This is a genomic window from Noviherbaspirillum aerium (assembly GCF_008929045.1).
Classification (GTDB): Bacteria; Pseudomonadota; Gammaproteobacteria; order Burkholderiales; family Burkholderiaceae_D; genus Noviherbaspirillum; species Noviherbaspirillum aerium.
The window spans coordinates 115,354-140,057 of the sequence record NZ_VFAH01000014.1 but is presented as its reverse complement, the minus strand read 5'-3'; the positions used below and the strand labels follow the sequence as shown (position 1 = coordinate 140,057).

Annotated in this window: 27 protein-coding genes; 13 read left to right on the top strand and 14 right to left on the bottom strand. The window is 61.4% G+C overall.

What is annotated here, in order from left to right; genetic code table 11:
* Positions 1-95 precede the first annotated feature (95 nt).
* Positions 96-560 carry a hypothetical protein gene (locus FH061_RS19395; RefSeq protein ID WP_151637475.1) on the bottom strand — a complete coding sequence of 155 codons (465 nt, stop codon included), beginning with the start codon at positions 558-560 and terminating at the stop codon, positions 96-98.
* Between the two features lie 117 nt (positions 561-677).
* A complete protein-coding gene (locus FH061_RS19390; RefSeq protein WP_151637474.1) occupies positions 678-1,265 on the bottom strand; it encodes a DUF4214 domain-containing protein in 588 nt (195 codons plus the stop codon).
* A 452-nt stretch (positions 1,266-1,717) separates the two neighbouring features.
* Here FH061_RS19390 and FH061_RS19385 point away from each other — a divergent pair, with 452 nt between their 5' ends.
* Together FH061_RS19385 and FH061_RS19380 are read left to right on the top strand one after the other, a co-directional pair.
* A complete protein-coding gene (locus FH061_RS19385; protein ID WP_151637473.1) occupies positions 1,718-1,924 on the top strand; it encodes a hypothetical protein in 207 nt (68 codons plus the stop codon).
* The gene (locus FH061_RS19380; protein WP_151637472.1) at positions 1,921-2,160 is read left to right on the top strand and encodes a hypothetical protein; all 240 of its coding nucleotides are present in this window, start codon (positions 1,921-1,923) and stop codon (positions 2,158-2,160) included. Before FH061_RS19385 ends, FH061_RS19380 begins: the two co-directional genes overlap by 4 nt.
* A gap of 80 nt (positions 2,161-2,240) precedes the next feature.
* On the opposite strand, the gene FH061_RS19375 is transcribed toward FH061_RS19380, so the two are convergent.
* The gene (locus FH061_RS19375; protein WP_151637471.1) at positions 2,241-2,519 is read right to left on the bottom strand and encodes a hypothetical protein; all 279 of its coding nucleotides are present in this window, start codon (positions 2,517-2,519) and stop codon (positions 2,241-2,243) included.
* A 35-nt stretch (positions 2,520-2,554) separates the two neighbouring features.
* Between FH061_RS19375 and FH061_RS19370 the strand changes: the two genes are divergently transcribed.
* On the top strand, positions 2,555-2,902 hold the full coding sequence (locus FH061_RS19370; protein ID WP_151637470.1) for a phage protein NinX family protein: 348 nt from the start codon (positions 2,555-2,557) through the stop codon (positions 2,900-2,902).
* 235 nt (positions 2,903-3,137) lie between these two features.
* On the opposite strand, the gene FH061_RS19365 is transcribed toward FH061_RS19370, so the two are convergent.
* From FH061_RS19365 to FH061_RS19335, 7 genes are all read right to left on the bottom strand, one after another.
* Positions 3,138-4,652 (bottom strand): tripartite tricarboxylate transporter permease, encoded by a 1,515-nt coding sequence (locus FH061_RS19365; RefSeq protein WP_151637469.1) that lies wholly within the window; start codon positions 4,650-4,652, stop codon positions 3,138-3,140.
* Positions 4,652-5,128: a tripartite tricarboxylate transporter TctB family protein gene (locus FH061_RS19360; protein ID WP_192805142.1), complete on the bottom strand. Its 477-nt coding sequence runs from the start codon at positions 5,126-5,128 to the stop codon at positions 4,652-4,654. The genes FH061_RS19365 and FH061_RS19360 overlap by 1 nt, the downstream gene beginning before the upstream one ends.
* Positions 5,129-5,383: 255 nt before the next feature.
* A complete protein-coding gene (locus FH061_RS19355; RefSeq protein WP_151637467.1) occupies positions 5,384-6,352 on the bottom strand; it encodes a Bug family tripartite tricarboxylate transporter substrate binding protein in 969 nt (322 codons plus the stop codon).
* A gap of 138 nt (positions 6,353-6,490) precedes the next feature.
* Positions 6,491-7,252 (bottom strand): SDR family NAD(P)-dependent oxidoreductase, encoded by a 762-nt coding sequence (locus tag FH061_RS19350; RefSeq protein ID WP_151637516.1) that lies wholly within the window; start codon positions 7,250-7,252, stop codon positions 6,491-6,493.
* A 93-nt stretch (positions 7,253-7,345) separates the two neighbouring features.
* Entirely contained in the window at positions 7,346-8,311 is a 966-nt protein-coding gene (locus tag FH061_RS19345; RefSeq protein ID WP_151637515.1) for a C-terminal binding protein, read from the bottom strand.
* Positions 8,312-8,333: 22 nt separating this feature from the next.
* Entirely contained in the window at positions 8,334-9,896 is a 1,563-nt protein-coding gene (locus FH061_RS19340) for a UxaA family hydrolase (RefSeq protein WP_225984733.1), read from the bottom strand.
* Positions 9,893-10,192 (bottom strand): hypothetical protein, encoded by a 300-nt coding sequence (locus tag FH061_RS19335; protein WP_151637466.1) that lies wholly within the window; start codon positions 10,190-10,192, stop codon positions 9,893-9,895. Before FH061_RS19335 ends, FH061_RS19340 begins: the two co-directional genes overlap by 4 nt.
* Between FH061_RS19335 and FH061_RS19330 the strand changes: the two genes are divergently transcribed.
* From FH061_RS19330 to FH061_RS19320, 3 genes are all read left to right on the top strand, one after another.
* The gene (locus FH061_RS19330; protein ID WP_151637465.1) at positions 10,175-10,933 is read left to right on the top strand and encodes an SDR family NAD(P)-dependent oxidoreductase; all 759 of its coding nucleotides are present in this window, start codon (positions 10,175-10,177) and stop codon (positions 10,931-10,933) included. The genes FH061_RS19335 and FH061_RS19330 overlap by 18 nt on opposite strands.
* Complete coding sequence (locus tag FH061_RS19325; RefSeq protein WP_151637464.1) at positions 10,933-12,003, top strand: Ldh family oxidoreductase; 1,071 nt, start codon at positions 10,933-10,935, stop codon at positions 12,001-12,003. The genes FH061_RS19330 and FH061_RS19325 overlap by 1 nt, the downstream gene beginning before the upstream one ends.
* A 109-nt stretch (positions 12,004-12,112) precedes the next feature.
* Complete coding sequence (locus FH061_RS19320) at positions 12,113-12,895, top strand: FadR/GntR family transcriptional regulator (RefSeq protein WP_151637463.1); 783 nt, start codon at positions 12,113-12,115, stop codon at positions 12,893-12,895.
* A gap of 441 nt (positions 12,896-13,336) precedes the next feature.
* Here the strand turns inward: FH061_RS19320 and FH061_RS19315 are convergent, their stop codons facing one another.
* Complete coding sequence (locus tag FH061_RS19315; protein ID WP_151637462.1) at positions 13,337-14,428, bottom strand: malate/lactate/ureidoglycolate dehydrogenase; 1,092 nt, start codon at positions 14,426-14,428, stop codon at positions 13,337-13,339.
* A 261-nt stretch (positions 14,429-14,689) separates the two neighbouring features.
* Between FH061_RS19315 and FH061_RS19310 the strand changes: the two genes are divergently transcribed.
* The 5 genes from FH061_RS19310 to FH061_RS19290 all read left to right on the top strand — a co-directional run bounded on the left by FH061_RS19310 (position 14,690) and on the right by FH061_RS19290 (position 19,685).
* On the top strand, positions 14,690-15,388 hold the full coding sequence (locus tag FH061_RS19310) for a FadR/GntR family transcriptional regulator (RefSeq protein WP_151637461.1): 699 nt from the start codon (positions 14,690-14,692) through the stop codon (positions 15,386-15,388).
* An 82-nt stretch (positions 15,389-15,470) separates the two neighbouring features.
* Entirely contained in the window at positions 15,471-16,517 is a 1,047-nt protein-coding gene (locus FH061_RS19305) for an L-idonate 5-dehydrogenase (protein WP_151637460.1), read from the top strand.
* A gap of 103 nt (positions 16,518-16,620) precedes the next feature.
* Positions 16,621-17,589, top strand: a complete 969-nt coding sequence (locus tag FH061_RS19300) for a sialic acid TRAP transporter substrate-binding protein SiaP (RefSeq protein ID WP_151637459.1) — start codon at positions 16,621-16,623, stop codon at positions 17,587-17,589.
* 106 nt (positions 17,590-17,695) lie between these two features.
* Positions 17,696-18,277, top strand: coding sequence for a TRAP transporter small permease (locus FH061_RS19295; protein WP_151637458.1), 582 nt, complete (start codon positions 17,696-17,698; stop codon positions 18,275-18,277).
* Position 18,278: 1 nt separating this feature from the next.
* Positions 18,279-19,685: a TRAP transporter large permease gene (locus FH061_RS19290; RefSeq protein ID WP_151637457.1), complete on the top strand. Its 1,407-nt coding sequence runs from the start codon at positions 18,279-18,281 to the stop codon at positions 19,683-19,685.
* A gap of 521 nt (positions 19,686-20,206) precedes the next feature.
* Here FH061_RS19290 and FH061_RS19280 read toward each other — a convergent pair.
* Complete coding sequence (locus tag FH061_RS19280; RefSeq protein ID WP_151637456.1) at positions 20,207-21,112, bottom strand: LysR family transcriptional regulator; 906 nt, start codon at positions 21,110-21,112, stop codon at positions 20,207-20,209.
* A gap of 135 nt (positions 21,113-21,247) precedes the next feature.
* On the opposite strand from FH061_RS19280, the gene FH061_RS19275 reads away from it, so the two are divergent.
* Positions 21,248-22,066, top strand: a complete 819-nt coding sequence (locus tag FH061_RS19275) for a phytanoyl-CoA dioxygenase family protein (protein WP_151637455.1) — start codon at positions 21,248-21,250, stop codon at positions 22,064-22,066.
* The gene (locus FH061_RS19270) at positions 22,063-22,965 is read left to right on the top strand and encodes a phytanoyl-CoA dioxygenase family protein (RefSeq protein ID WP_151637454.1); all 903 of its coding nucleotides are present in this window, start codon (positions 22,063-22,065) and stop codon (positions 22,963-22,965) included. Before FH061_RS19275 ends, FH061_RS19270 begins: the two co-directional genes overlap by 4 nt.
* 53 nt (positions 22,966-23,018) lie before the next feature.
* On the opposite strand, the gene FH061_RS30560 is transcribed toward FH061_RS19270, so the two are convergent.
* Positions 23,019-23,186, bottom strand: a complete 168-nt coding sequence (locus tag FH061_RS30560; protein ID WP_192805141.1) for a hypothetical protein — start codon at positions 23,184-23,186, stop codon at positions 23,019-23,021.
* Between the two features lie 197 nt (positions 23,187-23,383).
* Positions 23,384-24,529: a glutathione-independent formaldehyde dehydrogenase gene (locus tag FH061_RS19265; protein ID WP_151637513.1), complete on the bottom strand. Its 1,146-nt coding sequence runs from the start codon at positions 24,527-24,529 to the stop codon at positions 23,384-23,386.
* Between the last annotated feature and the right edge of the window lie 175 nt (positions 24,530-24,704).

Sequence of the window (24,704 nt, the reverse complement as noted above, 5' to 3'; positions counted from 1 at the left end):
ATCCGGATTGGCGCCTGCGGTGCTCGGCGTACCCTGCGTACGCGTGCGCTCCTCGGCGCCAATCCGAACCGCTCGCAACGCTTATCAAACATAGCCTAGAAACGGCAGTAATACTGAACTGTCGCGAAGTCTGCCCCTCCAGCGAGAACCGGGATATATCGGACGTTGTTTCTTTGCCAGCCATACGTATTGTAATAGACCAGGAATTCAGCCCATGCATACCAAAGGCCGGAACCTGCAGCCATATTGAAAGTCTGCGCTTGCGCAACAGATGTGCCGGGGTTAATGACTCGCCAGGCGCCGTATGCGTTCTCTCTGGTATAGGCATTGGTTACATTGATGCGCACGGCCACATGGGATGGAACGGCAAGCTCCAGGTCTATCTGTGCAGTGAGGGTTGGCGGTGCGTTATTGCAAATTGCGCTTTCAGTCAAAGCGTGTGCGGGCGCAATAACACTTGTGCTCATTGCCAATGCAGCGATTCCATTGCTAATAAGTCGTCCGGATGTGCTTCCACTGCCTTTTTCATCTGAACCTGATCCTGAATGTAGATGTGCCATGATCTTCTCTATCCTGAAATATTGAGCCCGGGCGTATATGCAACGCTCATGAACTCGCTGGGATGCTGATCCGCAGAACTTGATGTGACGAGCAATATGGATACAAGCTATTTGCTGTTATCGGGCCGGGGGCGGTGCCGGAGGAAGCGGTATGTCCGTCGAGGCAGGAGGTGGAGATGAAGGTGCCTGTGGCGCACCCGTTGAAGTGCCGCCTACAATCGAAGCCACGCGAAATGTGTGTTCCAAGGATTCGGAGAAAGCGTACAGCGTATTGGGACGATCAGCTCTTCCTGCGTCAAGATTCTGCACGTGGAAGGCAAAGCCCTCAGAATCAGGTTCTCTGCCTAGCGTATTGCGGTACAACAGCTGTATGAACTGTGCATTGCTCAAGCTGCCGTATCGCTGCTGAAATTCGGGACTGTTGTAGAACCCATGGGTAAGGTCAGCCAGGCTTGCTGATTTGCTTGCCAGGGCTTCGGCCCAATAATGCAGTCCTTGCGGGTCGGGTGCACGACCAAGCGCTGCATAATACATGCGGTGCACGACACCAGTGGTTCCTTGCAGGCTGTCTGGACTGCTGATGCTGATGTGGGATCTTAGATTGGTTGATGCAGCAGACACTGCCTGATCAGAAGATGTACCGCCGCCGCATGCGACGAGCAGAGAACACAACAAGGCAGTGGTCGCCAACGCCATGTGCTTCATGGTGGACCTCGAGAGACTGTGGTGTACTCCCTGAGTCAATTGCTTTGTACAGAATCTTATGCATTCACCGTACAGTAGCAGTCAGCCCGTCATTTGATATTACTCAACCAACCCCTTGTGGTCAGTATGCAGGTTGTGCTGTTCTCCAAATTGTGAAAGCCCAGGCTCAGCGATCCGTCTACCGGCGCCGTCGGCAACGCATCCGCAATCTGCAAAGAACGCCGCCCGCCGTGTACGGCCAATCATGGCAACCAGGTTGGCGATTTTTCATCTTGCATGTTTTTCAACTGGGACATTTTGTCTCAATGTATAGGAATTGCTTTTAAGTAGAATGCATTCGGAACGTGCAGCGACACCATCCTTGCATGGCGGTTGCTAACATTTGCTCCTCTCTCAACGGCATTCGGCGAACCACTCCGCTGGATGCCATTGTTATTTCATAGATGGATGTAATGAAAGATTCAAACGGCATGCCCGGGACTTTTGCCCTGACGGCTGATCTGGAATGCGCGATGGCACTCGACCATACTTGTCTGGTAAAGCGCGTCCGCACCTGCGCCATACGCATAAGGGGACTTGGTTTTGACCTCGTTCGTCATGGTCTTGCCCTTGGTTCAAAAACGACAAGCCATGTTAATGCCTGGAAATGCTCAAAATGATGGATTGGGTTCCTATAGTCTTGGTTACGTTCAAGGTTCTCGTGTTAGGCACGGGCATGTTCTTCGCCATCAAGTGGCATTACGATCAAGGGCAGAAGGAGAAGGCGATGGACAAGCGCGCGGTGCTACGCGCGGGCGGCAAGGTGGCCGCCGTCTTTGTGCTATCGCTGCTGTGCCTGGGGCTCGTCACCTTCGCCCTTAGCAGGATGCTCGGCTTGGACTTGGGCGTTCCATGACGGCAAAGAATGGTCAGCCGATATCCAGTGATGCGGTAGCAAATCCCCGATGCGGCTATCGGGCAGCGTCGGCAGGCCGGTCAGGGCAAACAATGAGAATCTTCTCCTTGACCGGTGAGAAGAACAAGGCAGCCTTCCGCATACATCTCACGCGGGTCTGCCATGGGACGGACATTGATTGCCGACCGGCCGATGCCGCGGCCATGCGTCGTGCAATCGCAGTCATCATCAATCAAGTTGCATTCAGACGCAATTCTCTTTGCATGCTGCATCCGTGTCGTCAGAGCCAACTCAACGCCGACTATTTTCCGATGGACATTCCCATGAACCATCATCCATCCGACATGGTCAGATTTCATTGCATGATCGGAACTTCACCAACATAAGGACAGCGATGAAAGTCATTGACCTGGATAACACACAGCTCGACCATTGGGTCGCGAAAGCGGAAGGCATCGACGTGAAATATACCCATGCCGGCGAATTCTGGCGCGTCATGGATGAACCGACGGAAATCCAGTGGATACCGCACAAGGATTGGACGCAGGGCGGGCCGATCATCGAACGCGAAGGCATCGGCTTCTATCGCGCGCCCAGCCCCGACCAGCCGGATTACGGCGACGAACCGTGGATCGCCTCCGACGCCCGCGATACCTTCACCTATCGCGGCAGCACGCCGCTGATCGCGGCGATGCGCGTGTATGTTGCAAGCAAGTATGGCGAGGATGTGCCGAATCAGTAGATCCTGAGCGAGCGCGGGAACCTTTGTCCTGCAATGTATCAAAGTGTACGCGGGGCCCTTCTCTAACCCGGTAAATTATCAGGGCGGCGAAGCCGGCTGCCCTATTCTCGACATGGAGAGTATCCGGGCCTCGCCTTGCTTCACCTTCGTTTCGCCCCTACGTCTCACCAATTCCCTCATCCATCCCGCCATTTTTTTCCGCGTTTCCATTGCGCCGGCGTAACCGCGCTGCATCTCAGCCGGCCGTTCCTTCCGCAAGACGCCGCGCGCCGCGCCGGTGGCGCCAGGCCCAGCTCAGCAGGGGCCAGAACAGGATCAGGAAAGTCAGCGCCGCCAGGCTGCCGGCGATCGGACGCGAGAAGAAGGGGGCGATGCTGTAATCCGACTTGATCATCGACGTCACGAAATTCTCTTCCAGCATCTGTCCCAGCACGACGCCAAGGATGGCCGGCGCGGTGGGGAAGCCATTCTCCTCGAGAACAAAGGCAAGCAGTCCGAAGCACAGGATCAGCACCACGCCAAACACCGAGTTGTTGATCGCGAACGCGCCGACGATGCAGAACAGCAGGATGGTCGGCATCAGGATGCTGCGCGAGATCTGCAGCACCTTGCGCGCAGCCTTGATCATGGCCCAGCCGAACGGCAGCATGATGAGGTTGGCCAGCACGAAGACGAGGAATACCGCGTAAATGTCCTGCGGATTGTTGACGAAGATGGTCGGTCCGGGATTCATGCCCTTCATGTACAGCACGCCGATGGCAATGGCGGTGATCGAATCGCCCGGGATGCCGAACACCACCGCGGGAATCCAGGCGCCGGCCAGCGAACTGTTGTTCGCCGCGCCGGATTCGATGATGCCTTCCACGTGGCCGGTACCGAATTTTTCCGGCTCCTTGGAGAAGCGCTTGCTCATCGCATACGACATCCACGACGCCATGTCGGCGCCGGAGCCGGGCTGGATGCCGATCACCGTGCCGAAGGCGCTGCCGCGCAGGACGCCCCACTTGTAGCGCTTGGTCAGTTCCCACATGCCCTTGAAGACATTGCCGACCTGGGCCACCTTCGTTTTCATTTCCGGCGCGGTATCGACCGCGTAGCGCAGGATCTCGGAGACGGCGAACATGCCGACCATCATGGGAATCAGGCTGATGCCGCTGGCCAGTTCATTGTTGCCGAAGGTGAAGCGGGGCAGCCCGGCGGGGTTTTCCATGCCGACGCAGGCGATCAGCAAGCCGAGCATCAGCGACATGACCGCCTTGGTGATGCTGGCGGAGCCGATGAATACCGCGCCTGAGAGGCCGAGCACCACCATCCAGAAATATTCGAAGGAACTGAACTTCAGCGCCACCTCGGCCAGCAGCGGCGCGGAGGTCATCATGACCACGGTGCCGAACAGGCCGCCGATGACGGAGAACATCAGGCCCGCCCCGAGCGCAAGGCCGGCCTGGCCTTTCAGGGTCATGGCATAGGCTTCGTCGGTATAGGCGGCCGAGGCCGGCGTGCCGGGAATGCGCAGCAGCGCGCCCGGGATGTCGCCGGAAAAGATGGCCATCGCCGATGCGGTGACAATGGCGGCAATCGCCGGCACCGGCGGCATGAAGAAGGTGACCGGCACCAGCAGCGCGGTGGCCATGGTGGCGGTCAGGCCGGGAATGCAGCCGACCACCAGGCCGTAGAGCGCCGATGCGGTAATCACCATCAGCACATACGGGTCGAAGACCAGTTTGAGGGCAAGCAGATAGGCGTCCATTACCAGGCCACTCCCTGAAGCAGGCCCCAGGGCAGCGGCACCTTGAGCATTTTGTAGAAGATGGAATGGATCAGCAGCGTGGCGGCGACAGCCGTGCCCAGCGTGACGATCCACCTGACGCCGAATGCGCGCAGCAGTCCCGTCATCAGCAGGATGCCGGTGATGACGAAACCGAGCGTCTGCGCCGCGGCGAGATAGAACAGCAGCGCGGCGACGACGGCGGCGAAGCGCAGCACATGCCGCGGTGAGCTCAGCCAGTCGCCCGCTTCAAACCAGCGCTGCCTGGAACCGGCGCCGCGCACGCCGCGCACAATCAGCAGCAGCGCACAGACCGCCATGATGGAGGCGACAACCGTCGGAAAAGCGCCGGGCCCGATCTGCTGGCCGGGAATGGCGGGAAAGCTCCGTGCGGTGATCAGGACCGCAATCGCCAGCACGAGAAACACTGCGCCGAAAACGGCGTCGTTGAATTTCATGATGAAGCCTTCAAAAGCGTGCCTAGTAACAGGCCCGGGTGATGGTGGGAAGAGGATGCCTCGACAACAGTCGGACTCCCGTTCTTTCAAGTGGGCCATTCAGGGGAGGGCGCAGACAAGCTTCCATCGCAGACGGATGCCACCCGTCCATCTCCCAAGCCCCAGCTCGAAGAGGTGTCCTTCATTTGCGAGGGCGGTCGACTATGCGGGTGCAACCCGGATGCCGACACATCCTCCCTGCTGCATTTCAGGAGCCTACTTCGCGATACCCACCGCCTTCATCGTCGCGCCGAGATCCTCGTCGGACTTGGCCATGAACTTGCCGAAATCCTGCTGCTGCGCCCATACCACGCCGAAACCGCGCTGCGCCATGAAGTCCTTGTATTCCTTGCTGTCATAGACCTTCTTGAGCGCGGTGGCAAGCGCGTTCTCGATGTCCTTCGGCAGGCCCTTTGGCGCGACGATGCCGCGCCATGCGCCGAGCTTGGTGGTGCTGCCGGTGACGGACTTGAGCGTGGGCACGTTCGGGAACAGGGCGGACGGCTGTTCATCCATCACCGCGAGCGAGCGTACCTTGCCGGCTTCGATCAGCGAACGCGCTTCGGGCAGGGAGCAGGGCACCACTTCGACGCCGCCCGCGACCAGATCCTGCAGTCCCGGCGCGGCGCCGTTGCTCGGCACCCAGGGCACCGAAGCGGGATCGATCTTCAGATCCTTGAGCATGCTGGCGATGGCGAGGTGCCAGATGCCGCCCTGGCCGGTGCCCGATGCCTTGAACTTGCCGGGATTGGCCTTGATCGCATTGACAAGGTCGTTGACCGACTTGTACGGCGAGTCGGCGCGCACCTGCACGCCGGCCGGATCGAAATTGACCAGGCCGATCGGGGTGTAATCGCTGTACTTCAGCTGGGTCAGGCCCATCCAGTGCATCATGCCGATCTCGACGGTGGCCATGCCGATGGTATAGCCGTCGGGCGAAGAGGAGGCGATGGCCTGGTGGCCCACCACGCCGTTGCCGCCGGCGCGGTTGACGACGTTGACCGGCTGCTTGAGTTCCTTCTCCATCAGCGTGCCGATGATGCGGGCCGTGGCGTCGGTGCCGCCGCCCGCATTCCACGGCACGATCAGCGTGATGGGGCGCTCGGGATAGGCGGCGTGCGCCAGTCCGGTAACGGCGGCGATGGTTGCTGCGAAAATTCCTTTGAACACGGTTCTGCGATCCATTGTCTGCTCCTTGTTATAAAAATGTATGGTCGTAGTGCTCCTGCCTTGCTTTTTTCTTCCTTCTTCCTTCTTTTCTCTTGCTGCAGGTTCCGCCGCGCGGACGACCGCATGTGCCGTCGCGGCGGCCTGTCGCCGTCCTTATGGCATCAGCTGCCCGCCGTTGACTTCAACGATCTGCCCCGTCACATAAGCGCTCAGCTGGTTCGATGCGAGATACAGGAAAGCGCCGGTGCATTCATCCGGCGTGCCGGGGCGCCGCATCGGGATGCCGGCATTGAAGGCTTCCATCTGCTCGGGCGAGGTATGGCGTTCATGGAAGGGCGTGGCGATGACGCCCGGGGATACGGCATTGACGCGGATGTTGTCGCCGACGAATTCCTTGGCCATGCCGCGCGTGACGGTGCTGACGAAGCCCTTGGATGCCGCATACAGCAACGCGCCGCCGCCGCCGCCATGGCGCGCCGCAATCGAGGTCACGTTGATGATGTTGCCGCCGCCCTGCCTGCGCATGTAAGGCACCGCCTCCTTGCAGGCCATCAGCACGGAGCGCATGTTCAGATGCGCCACCTGGTCGAAAAACTCATCCGTCATTTCGGTGATGGGCTTGCGGGCGACGAGGTCGCCGGCATTGTTGATCAGTACATCGATGCGGCCGAAGCGCGCCACCGTCTGTTCCACCAGGGCCTTGATGGCCGCGCTGCTGGTCACGTCGGCCTGCAGCGCTACCGCCTCGCCGCCGCCAGCCTCGATATCGGCCACCACCTGCTGCGCCGGGCCCTCGCTGCGGTTGTAGTGAACCGCCACTTTCGCCTGGTTGGCGCCGAAGGCGCGCGCGACGGCGGCACCGATGCCGGTGCTGCTGCCGGTGATGAGTACGACCTTGCCTTTCAAATCTTCGATCATGCTTTTCCTTGCGTATGAATCAGTGGTTTGACAAAAAAAGGTTCGATGACATGGCGGCGCATTGGAAAACCAACCGGCCCTCGGGCTGGCTCAAGCCGATTGCTTCTCGCCTTGCACCACCACGTAGGTCGGCCGCCCGTTGCGTTTCCAGTCGATCAGGTTCTGCGCCGCCTTGCGGCGCAGTTCTTCTCCCGCCACTTCGGAATAGAAGGCCGCATGCGGCGTCAGCAGCACGCGCGGATGCCGGACGATGCGCGCATCGATGTCGGGAGGCTCGACCGGCAGGACGTCGAGCGCGGCGCCATCCAGCCCCCGGGCATCGAGTGCGTCCAGCAGGGCGTCGATATCGACCACCGCGCCGCGCGAAGTATTGACCAGCACGCCGCCGGCCTTCATGCGGCTTAGCAGCGGCGCATCGATCATGTCCCTGGTTTCCTCGTTCAGCGGCACATGCAGCGACACCGCATCGGCCTGCGAGAACAGGTCCTGCAGTGTTACCCTTTCCACATAAGGCGGAAAGTCGCCATCGATGATGTAGGGATCGCAGGCGATCACCCGGCGGAAGCTGTTGCGGGCAAGATGCGCCATGCGCTTGCCGATTCTTCCCAGGCCGACGATGCCCAGCGTCATGTCGCCGACGCGGCGCATCTTGCCGGCGCTGGTGTAATGCCAGATGCCGGCCTTGATGTCGCGGTCATAGAAGGCGATATGGCGCAGCAGGCTCAAGGTCATGGCCAGCGCATGCGTGGCGACTTCGCCGACGCCGTAGTCGGGCGAATTGGCGACCCAGACGCCGTGCCGCGCGGCATCCGCGGTATTGACGGTGTCGAAGCCCGCGCCGTAGCGGCTGACGATGCGAATCTCCGGGCGAGCCGCGAACACCCTGGCATTGACCGGCGCATATTGCACCAGCAGGCCGTCGCAACCGGCGGAGGCGGCAATCACCTCGTCCTCGCTGCGGCATTGCGCGGTAACCAGTTCGACGCCGGCATGACGGAACAGGGTCCGCTCCAGCTCGATATCGGGAAAGTCGTAGTCTGTGATCAGTATCTTCATCATGGATGGCCTGCCGGACCGGTCACATCGTCGGGCCGATTATCCACGGCGCGAATTCATCCTCGCCGAAGCCATGCTCCTCGCTCTTGCTGCGCCGTCCGGAAGCGGTCTCGATGAGGAGGCGGAAGATCTGCTCGCCGGATTCCTGCACGGTCAGGCCGCCGTCGAGAATGTCGCCGCAGTTGATATCCATGTCTTCGCGCATCCGGTGATACATCGGCGAGTTGGTGGCCAGCTTCAGCGACGGCGAGGGCTTGCAGCCGTACACCGAGCCGCGCCCGGTGGTGAAGCAGATCATGTTCGCGCCGCCCGCCACCTGTCCGGTGGCGGAGACCGGGTCATAGCCGGGCGTATCCATGAATACCAGTCCCCTGGTGGTGACAGGCTGTGCATATTCGAAGACATCGGCCAGGTTGCTGGTGCCGGCCTTGGCCACCGCGCCCAGCGATTTTTCCAGGATGGTGGTCAGGCCTCCCGCCTTGTTGCCGGGCGAGGGATTGTTGTTCATCTCGCCGCCGAGGCGCGAGGTGTAGTCTTCCCACCACTTGATGCGCCTGACCAGCTTTTCGCCCACTTCGCGCGATACCGCGCGGCGGGTCAGCAGGTGTTCGGCGCCATAGACTTCGGGCGTCTCGCTGAGGATCGCGGTGCCGCCATGCTGCACCAGCAGATCCATCGCCGCGCCGAGCGCCGGATTGGCGGTGATCCCGGAGTAACCGTCCGAACCGCCGCACTGCAGGCCGACGGTCAGATGGCTCAGCGGCACCGGCTCGCGTCTTGCCTGGTTCGCCGCCGGCAGCAGTTCCTTCACCAGGGCGATGCCGCGTTCGATGGTGGCGCGCGTGCCGCCCGACTCCTGTATCGTCATGGTGCGCAGGCGGTCCGACTCGGACAGGTTCTCCGCGCCGAGCAGCGAGGTGACCTGGTTGGATTCGCAGCCGAGGCCGATGAACAGTACCGCCGCGAAATTGGGATGCCGGATGTAGCCGGCGGTCACGCGGCGCAGCAGGTCGATCGCTTCGCCGTTGGAAGCCATGCCGCAGCCCGACTTGTGGGTGATCGCCACCACGCCGTCGACATTGGGATAGGCCGCCAGCGCATCGCCGCGGAAGGCGTCGGCAATCTGCCGGCACACCGTCGCCGAGCAGTTGACGCTGCTGATGACGCCGATGTAGTTGCGCGTGGCCACGCTGCCGTCGGCGCGCACGATGCCGTCGAAAGTCAGCGGCAGTTCCGCCTTGCGTTCCGGCTTGCGGTCGGCGCAGAAGGCGTAATCGCGCTCGAAGTCCTGCATCGACAGGTTATGCAGGTGGATGTGTCCGCCGCGCGGAATGGCGCGGGTGGCGAATCCGATGATCTGGTTGTAGCGCCGCACCGGTTCGCCGCTGGCGATATCGCGCGCCGCGATCTTGTGACCGGCCGGCACGGTATCGGCCATCGTCAGCTTTTCTTCCGGCACTTCCGTGCCGGCGCGCAGTTCCTGCATCGCAATCAGCACATCGTCGTTGGCGTTCAGGCGCAGGACGCGGGCAGCGCTGCTGCGCTTGCCGATCGCCTCTACCGGTATCAGGGTTTCATGTGTCACGGTGTCTCCCGTTCAAGTTTGTGCTGTCGTGCTTGCAACCGCTGCGCAAAGTCTATTTGAGTTTGCGCGATAGGTAAAGTGGTAATACCAATATCCTGGCAACCCGCTGCTTCGGAACCCGCGTCCTTGCCGCAGCGACATTGATGCGCCTCAATCTCCATCGAAATGCGCACGGGCCTGTGGACATGCCGGCGCAGGCTCAATACAATTGGACAATTGGTCTGACCAATAGCGATGATAACAAACTTCAACCAAAAGCCAATAACAAGGAGACGAAGATGCAGGATCGCAATCACTATGACTTTTCGGGACGGCATGCGGTGATCACCGGCGGCGCGGCCGGCATCGGGCTGGCCATTGCCCGGCGCCTGGCCGAGGGCGGCGCCACCATCAGCCTGTGGGACAGGGACGAGGCAAGCCTTGAGGAAGCTTCCGGCCAGTTCGACCGGGAGCGGGTGCAGGCGGTGGCGGTCGACGTTGCCAGCGAAGAGTCGGTTGCGAAAGCGCGCGACGCCACCCTGGATCGCTTCGGCGCCGTCGACGTGCTGGTCACCAGCGCGGGGATCACCGGGCCCAACATGAGCGTGGCGGATTATCCGCCGGAGGAATGGGACCGCGTCATGAACATCAATCTGCGCGGCCCCTTCCTCTGCTGCCGCGCGCTGGTGCCGCATATGCGGGAAAGGGATTACGGGCGCATCGTCAACATCGCCTCGATTGCGGGCAAGGAAGGCAATCCCAATGCCTCCGCCTACAGCGCTTCCAAGGCCGGCGTGATCTCCCTGACCAAGTCGCTCGGCAAGGAACTGGCGCAGACCGGCATCCGCGTCAACTGTGTCACGCCGGCGGCGGTGCGCACCGGCATGTTCGCGCAGATGACGCAGCAGCACATCGATTACATGCTGTCCAAGATCCCGATGAACCGCTTCGGCACGGTGGAAGAAGTCGCCGCGCTGGTGACCTGGCTGTCTTCCGCCGAATGTTCGTTCTCCACGGCGGCAGTGTTCGATGTGTCGGGCGGCAGGGGGACCTACTGATGGCGGCCGGCGCGGCGTCCGCGGACCGCTACGGTGCGGAGGACCTGAGCATTTTCGCCATCCGCCTGCTGCAGGCGGCCGGCATGGATTCGGTGATCGCCGAAACGGTGGCGCATGTACTGGTGGAGGGCGATTTGCTCGGGCATGACACGCACGGACTGGCGCTGCTCGCGCCGTATGTGCGCGAACTCGAGCAGGGAAGCATGGCGCGATCCGGCGAGGCGACCGTGATCGCCGACCGCGGCGGCGCGCTCACCTGGGACGGCGGCCGGCTTCCGGGACCGTGGCTGGTGATGAATGGCATCAATGCCCTGATGCCGCGCGCCCGCGAATACGGCAGCGCCACCCTTGTCATCCGGCGCAGCCATCATATCGCCTGCCTTGCCAGCTATCTGCTGCGCGCCACCGGCGCGGGATTCATGATCGTGCTGTCCTGCTCCGATCCGGCGGTCGCCAGCGTGGCGCCGCACGGCGGCAAGCGGGCGGTCTTCACCCCCAATCCGATCGCCGCCGGCATCCCGACCTCGGGCACGCCTTTCCTGATCGACATTTCCGCATCGATCAAGACCAACGGCATGACGGCCCGCCTGCACAAGGCCGGCATGATGTATGAAGAGGATTGCCTGCTGGATGGCGAAGGCCGGCCCAGCCGCGATCCGGCGGTGCTGGCGGCCAGTCCGCCGGGCACCATCCTGCCGCTCGGCGGCCTTGCCGGCGGACACAAGGGATTCGGGCTCGCCCTGCTGATCGAAGCCCTTACCGGCGGACTGGCCGGGCATGGCCGCGCCGATCCGGCCGAAGGCTGGGGCGCGAACGTGTTCCTGTCGCTGTATGATCCGCAAGCCTTCGGCGGAAGCGACGCCTTCCTGCGCCAGATGGACTGGGTGGCCGACGCCTGCCGCAGCAACCCGCCCCGGCCCGGCGCCACCGCGGTGCGCATGCCGGGCGACCGCGCGCTCGCGGTGCGCGAAGAGCAGCTCGGGCAGGGCATCGCATTGCATCCCGCGATACCGCCGGCGCTTTCCGAATGCGCCCGGCGCTACGGGCTGGAATTTCCGCCGCCGCATTGACCGCTCCGGGCAACTATTTGAGGGATTGGTCTAAAGGTCATACAGCCTGCGCAGGCGGCCTGCTGCATAATTGAAACCCGTCTCGTCATTTCCGTACCAGAACACCGTCATGCCAATCCAAGCCATCGAGCCGAAGCGTCTCTACCGACAGATCAGCGAGCAGCTGCGCACCCTCATCCAGCGGGGGGAATTCCCTGTCGGCTCACGCCTGCCCGCGGAGCGCGACCTTGCCGAAAAGCTGGGCGTCAGCCGGCCTTCGCTGCGCGAAGCGCTGATCGCGCTGGAGGTGGAAGGGTATATCGAGGTGAGGATGGGTTCGGGCATCTATGTCTGCGAACCGCCATCGAACCAGCCCGGCCACGATCTCGATGCCGAGGAAGGCCCGCTCGAACTGATCCAGGCGCGCGCCGTGCTGGAAGGCGAAGTGGCGGCGCTCGCGGCGAAAACCGGTCGCAAGGCGCAGTTCGATGCGGTCGAGGAAGCCATCGACGCGATGGAAGCCGATGCCGACGCCGGCGTCAAGCCGCTGGAGACGGACCGGCTGTTTCATATCCGCGTGGCCGAGGCGACCGGCAACAGCGTGCTCGTCGGCACCGTGCGCCGGCTCAATGACCTGCGCCTCGGGCCGCTGTACGACCAGTTGCACAGCCATTTCGAAACCGAGGATACCTGGCGCCAGGCGATCGAGGAGCACCGCGAGGTGCTGGCCGCACTGCGCGCCAAGGACCCGGTGAAGGCGCGGGCCGCGATGCGGCGCCACATGGACATCGCCTACAAGCGCATGACGGCGACGCTGACGCCGACACCGAAGCCCAAACCGGCCGTCAAGGCGGTTCGCGCCGCCGCCCGCAAACCGGCGGTGCCGGTGAAACGTGTGAAGAAACTTGGCTGATTCGAGTCGGGCGGGTTCAACTTGTCGGCATTCCGCGTTTGCAGGGGTTGCCGTCTGGCTCTGTCTGCCGGCAACTGAGTGATTTGCCTGGGTGGCCGGTGGATGCAGACAGCATCTTTTAATTCGCAGGCAGGGGTTGACGCAGGCGCTGCGGCATTTCGCCGAAGCTGACTTGCTCCCTTCTCCCGCAGGCGGAAGAAGGGTTGGGGATGAGGGCGGCAGCACGGCCTTCTGCTGTCTTGGCGATTCCCCTCACCCCCTGCCCCTCTCCCGCCTGCGGGAGAGGGGTTTCACTCTCCATATCAGGATTCCGTCGATGCTTGCCTGCTCCCTTCTCCCGCGGGCGGGAAAAGGGATGGGGATGAAGGCGGCAGCAAGACCTCCTGCCGTCCTGGCAATCCCCGCCATCCCCGCCATCCACTCCCAGGCCTGCCAGCCTGATCAGCTTTGATCACTCCGCACCGCAGGCACCGCCACCGCAAACTGCCGAGCCGCATCCAAGAGCTGCTCCCAGGTGGTGCCGTCGATCGGAATCCCGTTGTCGCCGCGTTCCCGCCGGCGCGCCAGTTCCGGCTCGCCCGGCACCTGGATTTCTCCGGCGTCCTGCTGCAGCGGCGAGGCCTTCACCCAGGCGAGGAAAGCCTCGGCTTCGGCATCCGCATCCGGCGCATCGAACGCCGCCGGGTCAAGAATCACCGACAGCATGCAGTTGATGATCGCATTCGAGTGCACGATGGTTTCCGCATGCGTGGTGAAGCCGCCGCTGAGCGCGCCGGCGAACACTTCGCACATCGCCGCCAGTCCGTAACCCTTGAACTCGCCCAGGGTCAGCAGCGATCCGCGCGGCGTTTCATGCATCACGCGCGGATCGGTGGTGGGTCGGCCCTGGTGATCGATCACGCAACCCTCGGGCAGCTGCACGCCCTTGTTGTAAGCGACCCTGGTCTTGCCGAAGGCAACCCGGCTCGTCGCGAAATCCAGTACCAGCGGCGGCTTGCCGCGCCGCGGATAGGCGGCGCAGAACGGGTTGGTGCCAAAGCGCGCGTCGATGCCGCCGAAAGGCGCCACCAGCGGGTCGCCGGCGACATTGACGAAATGAAAGGACACCAGTCCCGCTTCCGCGCATTGCTCCGCCCAGTGCCCGATGCGTCCGATGTGATGCGCGTTGCGCAGGCCGACCGCGCAAATACCCAGTCTCTTCGCGCGTTCGATGCCCATGTCCATCGCCTCCCTTGCTGCCACCTGTCCGAAGGCCAGACCGCCTTCGACAGTGAGGACCGCGCCGGCGTCGCGCACGAGTTTCGCATGCCGGTTCAGCGTCAGTTCGCCATCCGCCAGCGAACGCAGATAGCGCGGAATCATGCCGACGCCATGGGAATCGTGTCCGGAAAGATTGGCTTGCACCAGATGATCGGCAACGAGGACCGCTTCCCGTTCCTCGCTGCCGGCGCTGCGCCAGATGGCGCAAACGAGCGCATGCAGGTCGGCCGCCGAGATCTTGATGCCTGTTGAAAAATGCTTGGTGTCGTTCATGTGTCTGCTCCGGGTTGTATTGGCTTTCCTCGCATCATCGCGCTCCAACGGGCACCATGCGCACCACTGCGCCCCCGTGCCGCCAGAGCACGCGGATGCCCGTAATGCATTGCCTGCTTGACCGGTGCGAGGTGCGATGTTTTATCTGCTTGACAAGCGCAATCGGAAATGAAATTATCCGGTCTATTGGTAAGGCCAATTTACCAGAAAGTCGGAGAAAAAGGCAACGCGGCGCCACTCCCCATGAACGGAAACGATCTCATGCCGATACAACTCATCGAACCGCAGCGCCTGTATCGCCAGATCGCCGACCAGTTGCGCGAGCTGATCCGCTGCGAGGAGTTCAGGCCGGGCAGCAGGCTGCCTCCGGAACGCGATCTGGCGCTGCAGCTCGGCGTGTCGCGGCCCTCGGTGCGGGAAGCGCTGATCGCGCTGGAAGTGGAAGGCTGCGTCGAAGTGCGCAAGGGCGCCGGCATCTATGTCTGCGAGCGCCGCGCCGACCGCTCGATGCCATCGGACTTGCTGACCGACATGCACGGACCGCTGGAGCTGATCCGCGCGCGGGCGGTAATTGAAGGCGAGATCGCGGCGCTTGCCGCGCGCGCGGTCAAGCCGCGGCAGCTGGCGCTGCTGGATGAAGCGCTCGACATGATGCGACGGGAAGCCGATGCCGGCGGCGTGCCGATGAAGGGTGACCGGCTGTTTCACCTGCGCCTGGCGGAGATCGCCGGCAACGGCGCGCTGATCAGTGTGGTGGCCCTGCTGTTCGACCAGCGCAACAATCCCATTTCGGCCAAGCTGGGACAGCACCTGGAAAATGCGGAGAGCTGGAGGGCTGCCATTGAAGAACACAGGAAGGTGGCCGACGCGGTTGCAGAAAGAGACGCGGCGGCGGCGCGGGCAGCCATGCAGAAGCACATGGACCGCTCGCACCGGCGCCTGACCAAGCGCCTCGATTAACAAGACAAGAACAACGTCGGCAACAACAACGTCGGCAAGAACAACGCCAACCAGATAACGCCAAGCGGCGGGGGACAGGGCCATGACATTAGCATGCAAGATTCACGCAGCCAACGACTTGCGTTTCGAGCAGCAGGAAGACATCGCGCTGGCACCGCATCAGGTTGAAGTGCAGCTTGGCGCGGCCGGCATCTGCGGTTCCGATCTGCATTATTACTTCCACGGCCGTGCCGGCGCCTTTCAGATCCGCGAACCGCTGACGCCCGGACATGAAGCCTCCGGCCTGGTGCTGCGCACCGGCAGCGCCGTCGCCTCGCTGGCGCCGGGCATGAAGGTGGCGATCAATCCATCCCAGGCCTGCGGGAGCTGCGATTACTGCCGCAAGGGCAGGGAAAACCTGTGCACCCAGATGCGCTTTCTCGGCAGCGCCAGTATCTATCCGCATGTGCAGGGCATGTTTCGCGAGAGCTTCGTGCTGAATGCGCGCCAGCTGACCGCGGTCGAAGCCGACATATCGTTCGGCGAACTGGCCTTCGCCGAACCGCTCGCGGTGGCGCTGCACGCGGTCAACCGCTGCGGCCCGCTGCTCGGCAAGACCGTGCTGGTCACTGGCGCCGGCACCATCGGCTGCCTGATCGTCATCGCGGCCCGGCTCGCGGGTGCGGCACGCATCATTGCCTGCGATGTCGCCGATCATCCGCTGCGGGCCGCCACTGCGGCCGGCGCGGATGCCGTGGTGCGCAGCGACCTGGACGCCGCCGCGATCAGCGATCCGGCCGGCGTCGCCGAAGTCTGCGTCGAGGCGGCCGGCAACGCGGCGGCGCTTGCTACCTGCATTGATGCCTGCCGGCGCGGCGGGCGCATCGTGCAGGTCGGAACGCTGCCTGCCGAAGGCCTGCATTTCCCGGCCAATGCCATCATGGCGCGCGAACTCGACTATGCGGGCGCCTTCCGCTTCGGCATCGAGTTCGACTGGGCCGTCGATTACCTGGTATCGCGCCGCATCGATGTGCGGCAGCTGCTGACCGCGCAACTGCCGCTGAAGGATGCGGTGGATGCGTTCCGGCTGGCGGCCGACAAGAGCAGGAGCACCAAGGTGCAGCTGATCGGGGAGGCGGCGATGTCATAGATGCGGAAACACGTGCGCGCCGCGGGCCCGCATACCGGCATACCGGCCTGACCAATTCCAATTCCAATAACAAGAACCACATCATCCAATCAAGGAGACCATCATGAAATTCTGGAAGAAAACCCTGTTCGTCGTTGCCGCGTCCGCACTCGCATTCAGCGCCAGTGCCCAGACCAAGCTGAAGTGGGCGCATGTGTACGAGACATCCGAACCCTTTCACAAATGGTCGGTATGGGCCGCCGGCGAAATCGGCAAGCGCACCAACGGCAAGTACCAGATCGATGTCTATCCGGCGTCGCAGCTCGGCAAGGAAAACGACATCAACCAGGGCCTTGCGCTGGGCACCGTCGACATGATCATTTCCGGTTCCAGCTTCGCCAGCAAGTCGTATCCGCCCATCGGCGTGACCTACTATCCCTATGTGTTCCGCGACGCCGACCATCTGATCAAGTACACCAAGAGCGACGTCTACCGCGACCTCACCAAGGGCTATGAGGACAAGACCGGCAACCGCATCGTCGCCACCACCTACTACGGCGCGCGCCAGACCACGTCCAACAAGCCGATCGCCAAGTGCGCCGACATGAAGGGCCTCAAGATCCGCGTGCCCGACGTGCCGGCCTATCTCGCCATGCCGCGCGCCTGCGGCGCCAACACTTCGCCGATCGCCTTTGCCGAGGTATACCTGGCGCTGCAGAACGGCACCGTCGAAGCCCAGGAAAATCCGCTTACCACGATCGAAGCGAAGAAGTTCTATGAAGTGCAGAAGAACATCGTCCTGACCGCGCATATCGTCGACCACCTCAATACCGTGGTGTCGGGCAAGCTGTGGAAGCAGCTTTCGGAAGGCGAGAGGAAGATCTTCAGCGAAGTGACGCAGGAAGCGGCGCAGAAGGCCAGCGCCGACGTGGTCGCGCGTGAAAAGGAACTGGTCGACGTGTTCAAGCAGAAAGGCCTGTCGGTCACCGAAGTCAACCGCGATGAATTCCGCGACACGGTGCTCAAGACCGTCAAGTTCGAGGACTTCGGCTATCGCAAATCCGACTGGGAACGCATCCAGGCCATCAAGTAACCGGATATCCCGCGCCGCGGACACCGGCGATCCCGGTCCGCGGCGCCGCCTGGTGCGTTGAGCGCCAGGCAGTATCGATATCCATCCACATCCGACAAGGTGTTTCATGGAACAAGCTGTCAAGCATCCCGCCATCAGCGCGGAAGAACTCGCCCACAGTTTCGAGGAAGCCGATCAGGTCGATGTCAGCCTGTCCGGCTATTCGACGGAAGACTGGATCACCCTCGGCATTTTCTGGGTCATGGTGGCGCTGGTCTTCCTGCAATTCTTTTCCCGTTATGCACTCAACGATTCCTATGCCTGGACCGAGGAACTGGCGACCTACTGCCTGATCGGCGTGGTGTTCATCGGCGCCTCGATGTGCACGCGCAAGGACCGGCACATCCAGGTCGACATCCTTTACCGGTTCATGCCTGCAGCCATGTCGCGGGTGCTGGCCACCTGCGTCGACCTGCTGCGCGTCGGCTTCATTGCTTATGTCACGCTGCTGGTCTGGAAGTACACCGAAATCGTCGGCGACGAGCCGATGACCACGCTGATCAACTGGCCCAAGAACGCCGTCTACTGGTTGGCGCTGGCGGGCTTCGCGATCATGACCATCCGGGCGGCGCAGATCGCATGGAAGAACTGGCGGCAGGGCTATTCCATCCTGGAAAAGCCGGAAGCCTACGACGGCACGGAGGACTGACATGGGTATTCTTATCGGATCGTTCCTGGTACTCATGCTGATCGGCATGCCGGTGGCGCTGGCCATGGTGATCGCCTCGATGCTGTACATCATCGCCACCGGCTCGGTGCCGGACGTGGTGGTGGCGCAGCGCATGATCGCCGGCGTGGAAAGTTTTCCGCTGCTGGCGGTGCCGTTCTTCATCCTCGCCGGCAACCTGATGAACATCGCTGGCATCACCGGCCGCATCTACAACTTCGCGGTGGCGCTGGTGGGCTGGATGCGCGGCGGCCTGGGCCAGGTCAACATCATCGGCTCCGTCATCTTCTCCGGCATGTCGGGCACGGCGATTGCCGACGCCGCCGGCCTCGGCACCATCGAGATCAAGGCGATGAAGGACCATGGCTATTCGCCGGAATTCTCGGTCGGCGTCACCGCCGCATCGGCCACGCTCGGTCCCATCATTCCGCCATCCTTGCCCTTCGTGATCTACGGCATGATGGCCAATGTCTCCATCGGCGCGCTGTTCCTGGCCGGCCTGCTGCCCGGCATCTTCATGACGCTGATGATGATGTTCACGGTGGCATATATCGCCCGCAAGAACAACTGGGGCGGCGATACCGCGTTTTCATGGAAGAGCCTCGGCAGCGCCGGCACCGAAATCCTGGTGGTGCTGGCTTTCCCGATGGCGGTCTGGCTGCTGTGGAAAGCGGGCATGTCGGTCAACATGGCGGTCGGAATTTCGCTGGCCGCGCTGCTGGCGCTCGACTGGTATTTCGACTTTTCCGCGGTGATGGCCCTGATGGCGCCGGTGATCCTGATCGGCGGCATGACGCTGGGCTGGTTCACGCCGACCGAAGCGGCGATGGCGGCGGTGGCCTGGGCGCTGTTTCTCGGGCTGGTGCGCTACCGTTCGATGACGCTCAAGGCGCTCGCCAAGGCCACCTTCGACACCATCGAAACCACGGCCAGCGTGCTGTTCATCGTGACCGCGGCATCGATCTTCGCTTGGCTGCTCACCACCAGCCAGGCGGCGCAGGTGCTGGCCGACTGGATACTGGGCGTGACGCAGAACAAGTGGGTCTTCCTGCTGCTTGCCAATGTGCTCATCCTTCTGGTGGGGTGCTTCATCGATACCATTGCCGCGATCACGATCCTGGTGCCGATCCTGCTGCCCATCGTGCTCAAGCTCGGCATCGATCCGATCCACTTCGGCCTCATCATGACGCTCAACCTGATGATAGGCCTGCTGCATCCGCCGCTCGGCATGGTGCTGTTCGTGCTGGCGCGGGTGGCCAAGCTCTCGGTGGAACGCACGACGATGGCGATCCTGCCATGGCTGGTGCCGCTGTTCATTGCCCTGATTGCCATTACCTACATTCCGGAAATCACGCTGTGGCTGCCGAAGATGGTCAATGGCATCAAGTGAAAAAAGTGACGGAAGTGAATAAAGTGAATACGTATCCTGTCAGCGCCGCGTCAGCTTTTCGACAGGGGGCTGACAGGAACGCCGTATAGCATGATGTCTAGTCTCCTCTAGACTTCGCCGAGAGGCGATTGGCCCGCGACCGCATGGTGCGGGCTTTTTTCATTTGCGCGGCATTATGTAGCTGTTGACGAAAGCCTAAAAAATCAACGCACTAGCGACGCTTCTCTTTGGGGCGGCTTGCTTTATCGGTTGAAAAATGACATTTTTGGAAGGTCTTGTCGAAGCGATTTGGAGCCTTACCCCGCTAGTGTTCTAGAGCGGATTGCAGGTGGATGTATGGAAACGTCTCCGCTATTGCGTTCTTCGATATCGATCCGATTTCCTGAATACAAGTTATGGAAGGCATGCAAGTCGTCGGGAAGAAAGCGGGTGAGGGCCAATGTGTTGGCCCGGATTCTCATCTGTCCTCGCGCTCCAGCATTTTAACGATGGCCAGTAACGAAGGTTGAGCATGCAGCTACTCATTCCGCGTTCGTTGAAAACTGTTCCTTCATGATCCGCTTTGAGCTTTCCACAAATGCCATGAGCAGCGAAGACGGGTTGACATGGGTCCATGCCAGGAATACTTCGCTTCGCAACTGTCTTTCTCTCAGCGGTTTGTACACCAGATTTTCGAAGCGCAATCTCTGTACCGAGGACGGCACGAAAGCCACCCCTACGCCAGCGCTGACCAGGCCAAGCGCGGTATATACCTGTCCCACTTCCAGATCTGCCTTCGGGACGAAGCCGGCCTTGGCACAGGCGAGATTGATCCCGGCGTGATAGTCGGGTGCCAGGCTTTGGGTGTAGTTGATGATGCGCTCCCCGGCGCACTCGTCGATGGAAACGACGTCTTGCCTGGCGAAGGCATGAGTGCTCGGCACGGCAAGTACAAAGGGTTCCTTGAGCAGCATTTCTCTGGAGACTCCTTCAAGGTCGACTACCGGTCGGACAAATGCAATATCGATCTCTCCCCGCATCAGTGCCTGGACCTGTTCGATGACTGGGAACCAGCGTAGCTGCACCTCGACGCCTGGAAAATTTTCTTGATAGGTACGCAGGATCGGCGGCAGCAGCGTGTATGCGGTCTGTTCGAAAAAGCCTACCGCGAGCCGGCCGATTTCACCGCGTTGAGCGCGCTGCGTTTCGACTATCGCCGAGTCGGCGGCGAGCAGGATTTGCCTTGCCTTTTCCAGGAAGACCCGGCCAGCATTGGACAGTTCGATATGGCGACGCGTCCGGATCAGCAAGGTAACGCCGAGTTCCTGCTCCAGTTCAAGGATCTGCCGGCTGAGCGGCGGCTGTGATATGTGCAGCCGTGCCGCGGCCTTGGTGAAATGCAATTCTTCCGCAACAGCAACGAAATACCTTAGATGGCGCAGGTCCACGGTGATACCTCAAGGGTATAAGAAACCAACCAATTATATATTTTACGAATGATCTTGTAGAACCTATGATTGCCTGAACGGGAGTACCGACAGAAGCAAAAACGTTACAGGAATCGCTCTTGAAAGGATGGAGACATGCAACTCTCGAAGACACAGTTGGAAACCTATGAACGTGACGGCTTCCTGATCATGCCTGGACTATTTTCGGCCGATGAAATCCGGGCCATGAAGGCTGAACTGGGGCGTATCCAGAACATCGATACCGATCATCTCGTGCGGGAACGTACCGGCGGCATTGCCAAGACCATCTATCGCGTTCATGAAGCCGACGGGCCGACGGCATCCGCGGTATTCCATGCGGCGGCACGCGCGCCACGTTTACTCGGCCCCGCGCGCGAGCTGCTCGGCGACGACGCCCTGTATGTGTATCACACCAAGTGCAACCTCAAGACTGCAATTGACGGATCGGTGTGGCAGTGGCATCAGGACTATGGCACCTGGAAAAAGGACGGTGTGCCGGAACCGATGCTCATGACCGCGCTCATCATGCTCGACGAGCCTACGCAATTTAACGGCTGTCTCTACTTCATTCCGGGTAGCCATAAATTGGGTAATCTCGACCCCCAGTTCGATGAATCGACCGCCTATAAATTCTGGGTAGTGCCGAAAGAGCGGCTGCTCGACATCATGGAGCATAGTCCCGAACCTGTACCAATCACTGGCGAGCCAGGCACGGTGGTATTTTTCCATCCCAATATCCTGCATGCCTCCGGGCATAACCTGTCGCGTCATGACCGCTGGGCTACCTATATCGTCTACAACCCGGTTGTCAACAGGCCTCTCGATGTTCCTGATCCACGGCCCGACTATGTGCGTTCCACCAACTTTACTCCGCTAATTGCCGGCACCGACGACATTCTGGCTGCGCATGCGGCGGCAGAGGCGACGACATGAGCGCAGTACCAGCAACGAAAGAGGACTGGTCTCGGGCACGCGCCCATGAACCGATGCTAAGCGCCGCACAGATTGAGGACTATCGGGCTGCCGGCTTTCTGACGATGCGTAACGTCTTTGATCCGACGCTGCTGCAGCGACTGACTGCGACGATCGACCGTTTGTGGAGTGAAGGAAGCGCGTTGGGGAACAAAACCAGGCATTTCGACCTCGATCCGGCGCATGGTCCTGGCAATCCTCGCATTCGCCGCATTTCCAGCCCGACCGAGCTCGACGATGTGTTCATCGAGGTGGCATTCGATTCCGTGCTGGGCGATATTGCCGCCGACCTGATTGGCGGCGCGGTGAAGTTCTATCACTCCAAGGTGAATTTCAAATTGCCGGACGGCGGCGCCGAGATCGGCTGGCACCAGGACTGGCCGGTCTTTCCGCATACGAACACGAACATCGTTGCGCTTAGCATACCAATCAATCCATCGCGCAGCGGCAATGGCTGTCTGCAGACCGTTCCCGGTAGCCATATGCAGGGGCCGCGCAGCCATTGGGTGAACGGCAAATACGCATTGAACTGCAATGCCGGCATGAGTGAAGAAGACTTCGCGCGCGTGGTGGACAATGAACTCGATCCGGGCGATGTCGTTGCCCATCATGGTCTGGCGGTGCATGGGTCGAGCGCAAACTTATCCGACATGATACGCACCACCTACATCATTCAGTATGTCGCGGCTGACGCCTTCGCCTATACGGCACCGGTCATCGACAGTCGCCACCGCAATCGGATGGTGCGCGGTGAGCCGGCACGATATGCGCGCGTCGAGCAGGGCTTGATCGAACTGCCTCCCGACTTCAGTGCCGGCTACACGTCCATCTACTCGCTCCAGGAAAGCAACAAGCGCTGATCTTCGGCGTGAGTCGGGTATGCGCCGCCATTGGATGATGTTCGGGGCCCGGCTCATCCGATAGTCCGGGTTGCCGGAATCTCTTCGAAAGCGTACGGCAGCAACGGCCTTGAGGAAAAATAAACGCGCCGCAGCCGCGCCCGTTTCTCTGCCGGCTTGCGGTTGCTGTCTTCCTGAAGCTGTCCGTGACCGAAAAGAGAGCCTTTCAGGACGATGGCCATAGCCCGCACCGGGACCTATCTCTTTGCGTTCTTGCGAGGTGGCAGGCAGGAAGCGCTCGGCTAGCCTTTCGTTGCAGTCGATCCGGAGCGGGCGCCGATCAGCATTTGTCTGGAAGCTGAGGCATGGAATGCAGGCCCAGCAAGTCTTCGAGCTGGGCTTGCCGGCGCCATTTATCTCAAGACAAGGCGCAATCCTTTCATTTTCCGGGTTTCAGGATGACTTTCGTCCAGCCGTGGTCGCGCGCATCGAAATGCTGGTAGGCGTCTGCCGCCTTGCTCAGTTCGATTTCATGCGAAACGATGAAAGAGGGCTTCGCCCTGCCGGCATGGATCAGGTCGCGCAGCTGGCGGTTGTAGGCTTTGACATTGCACTGCCCGGTGGCGATACGCTGGCCCTTGAACCAGGACATGCCCCAGTCGAACACGATCTCGCCTTTCTTGGCCAGATCATCGGATGCGCCGGGATCCTGCGGCACGAATACCCCGACCACGCCGATGCCGCCAGTGAACTTGACCGACTTGACGAGATTGTTCATGGTCAGATTGGGAATTTCGTGTCCAGCGTGATCATGGCATTGGTAGCCGACGCATTCGCAACCGACATCTGCGCCCAAGCCATGGGTAAGCTCCATGATGCGGTCGACCGGGTTGCACTTCGAATCGTCAATGGCGACCGCGCCTATCGATTCCGCAAGCCGGAGCCGGTCGGGGTGGCGATCGACCACCATCACATTGCAGGCGCCCTTAATTATCGCTGCATGTGCGGCCATCAGCCCGACCGGACCCGAGCCGTAGATGACGACGGCATCGCCCGGCCGCATGCCGGCCAGTTCGGTGGCATGCCAGCCGGTCGGAAAGATATCGGCCACCATCACGTAGTCGTTCTGCTTTTCCTCGGCGTCGGGAGGCAGCTTCAGGCAGTTGAAATCGGCCCAGGGAACGCGCAGGTATTCCGCCTGTCCCCCCTGATATGGCCCCATGTCGGCGAAGCCGTATGCGGCACCCGCCATGCCCGGTTGAGGATTGGCGGTGAGGCAGTATGCGGTCAATCCCTTTTCGCAATTGCGGCAATGGCCGCAGCTGATATTGAACGGCATGCAGACCCAGTCCCCGACTTGAAGGCGCTCGACGGCCGGCCCGACTTCCATGACCTTGCCCAGGTTTTCGTGCCCGAAAATCCTTCCTGTTTCGAAGTCGGTCCTGCCTTCGAACATATGCAGATCCGAACCGCAGATATTGGTGCTTGTGATCTGCACGATCGCATCAGTCGGCTTCTCGATCTTCGGATCTGGCACATTTTGCACGCTGACATCGCGCGGCCCTTTATAAACCACTGCTTTCATCATTTTTCTCCAGTTCTTGCGCCTGCCAGCCTGACGCAGATCCCTGGAGTGCCGGGATTCGTGAGCCGGACCGGACAGCGTTACCACACAACCCGCGCCGGTTGCGCGGGGCCTCGACTCCTGGATATCAAGCGTTATCCAGGACTGATCCGTGGCCTGCACTGCGGCCGTTTGC

What these genes read in the sequence shown, in the direction of transcription:
- FH061_RS19385 (WP_151637473.1), top strand. Translation starts at nt 1,718, where the DNA reads ATGAAAGATTCAAACGGCATGCCCGGGACTTTTGCCCTGACGGCTGAT.
- FH061_RS19320 (WP_151637463.1), top strand. Translation starts at nt 12,113, where the DNA reads ATGCCAATCCAAGCCATCGAGCCGAAGCGTCTCTACCGACAGATCAGC.
- FH061_RS19345 (WP_151637515.1), bottom strand. Translation starts at nt 8,311, where the DNA reads ATGAAGATACTGATCACAGACTACGACTTTCCCGATATCGAGCTGGAG.
- FH061_RS19375 (WP_151637471.1), bottom strand. Translation starts at nt 2,519, where the DNA reads ATGAAATCTGACCATGTCGGATGGATGATGGTTCATGGGAATGTCCAT.
- FH061_RS19290 (WP_151637457.1), top strand. Translation starts at nt 18,279, where the DNA reads ATGGGTATTCTTATCGGATCGTTCCTGGTACTCATGCTGATCGGCATG.
- FH061_RS19370 (WP_151637470.1), top strand. Translation starts at nt 2,555, where the DNA reads ATGAAAGTCATTGACCTGGATAACACACAGCTCGACCATTGGGTCGCG.
- FH061_RS19365 (WP_151637469.1), bottom strand. Translation starts at nt 4,652, where the DNA reads ATGGACGCCTATCTGCTTGCCCTCAAACTGGTCTTCGACCCGTATGTG.
- FH061_RS19305 (WP_151637460.1), top strand. Translation starts at nt 15,471, where the DNA reads ATGACATTAGCATGCAAGATTCACGCAGCCAACGACTTGCGTTTCGAG.
- FH061_RS19315 (WP_151637462.1), bottom strand. Translation starts at nt 14,428, where the DNA reads ATGAACGACACCAAGCATTTTTCAACAGGCATCAAGATCTCGGCGGCC.
- FH061_RS19380 (WP_151637472.1), top strand. Translation starts at nt 1,921, where the DNA reads ATGATGGATTGGGTTCCTATAGTCTTGGTTACGTTCAAGGTTCTCGTG.
- FH061_RS19330 (WP_151637465.1), top strand. Translation starts at nt 10,175, where the DNA reads ATGCAGGATCGCAATCACTATGACTTTTCGGGACGGCATGCGGTGATC.
- FH061_RS19310 (WP_151637461.1), top strand. Translation starts at nt 14,690, where the DNA reads ATGCCGATACAACTCATCGAACCGCAGCGCCTGTATCGCCAGATCGCC.
- FH061_RS19300 (WP_151637459.1), top strand. Translation starts at nt 16,621, where the DNA reads ATGAAATTCTGGAAGAAAACCCTGTTCGTCGTTGCCGCGTCCGCACTC.
- FH061_RS19295 (WP_151637458.1), top strand. Translation starts at nt 17,696, where the DNA reads ATGGAACAAGCTGTCAAGCATCCCGCCATCAGCGCGGAAGAACTCGCC.
- FH061_RS19275 (WP_151637455.1), top strand. Translation starts at nt 21,248, where the DNA reads ATGCAACTCTCGAAGACACAGTTGGAAACCTATGAACGTGACGGCTTC.
- FH061_RS19360 (WP_192805142.1), bottom strand. Translation starts at nt 5,128, where the DNA reads ATGAAATTCAACGACGCCGTTTTCGGCGCAGTGTTTCTCGTGCTGGCG.
- FH061_RS19270 (WP_151637454.1), top strand. Translation starts at nt 22,063, where the DNA reads ATGAGCGCAGTACCAGCAACGAAAGAGGACTGGTCTCGGGCACGCGCC.
- FH061_RS19265 (WP_151637513.1), bottom strand. Translation starts at nt 24,529, where the DNA reads ATGAAAGCAGTGGTTTATAAAGGGCCGCGCGATGTCAGCGTGCAAAAT.
- FH061_RS19395 (WP_151637475.1), bottom strand. Translation starts at nt 560, where the DNA reads ATGGCACATCTACATTCAGGATCAGGTTCAGATGAAAAAGGCAGTGGA.
- FH061_RS19355 (WP_151637467.1), bottom strand. Translation starts at nt 6,352, where the DNA reads ATGGATCGCAGAACCGTGTTCAAAGGAATTTTCGCAGCAACCATCGCC.
- FH061_RS19325 (WP_151637464.1), top strand. Translation starts at nt 10,933, where the DNA reads ATGGCGGCCGGCGCGGCGTCCGCGGACCGCTACGGTGCGGAGGACCTG.
- FH061_RS19390 (WP_151637474.1), bottom strand. Translation starts at nt 1,265, where the DNA reads ATGAAGCACATGGCGTTGGCGACCACTGCCTTGTTGTGTTCTCTGCTC.
- FH061_RS30560 (WP_192805141.1), bottom strand. Translation starts at nt 23,186, where the DNA reads ATGGCCATCGTCCTGAAAGGCTCTCTTTTCGGTCACGGACAGCTTCAG.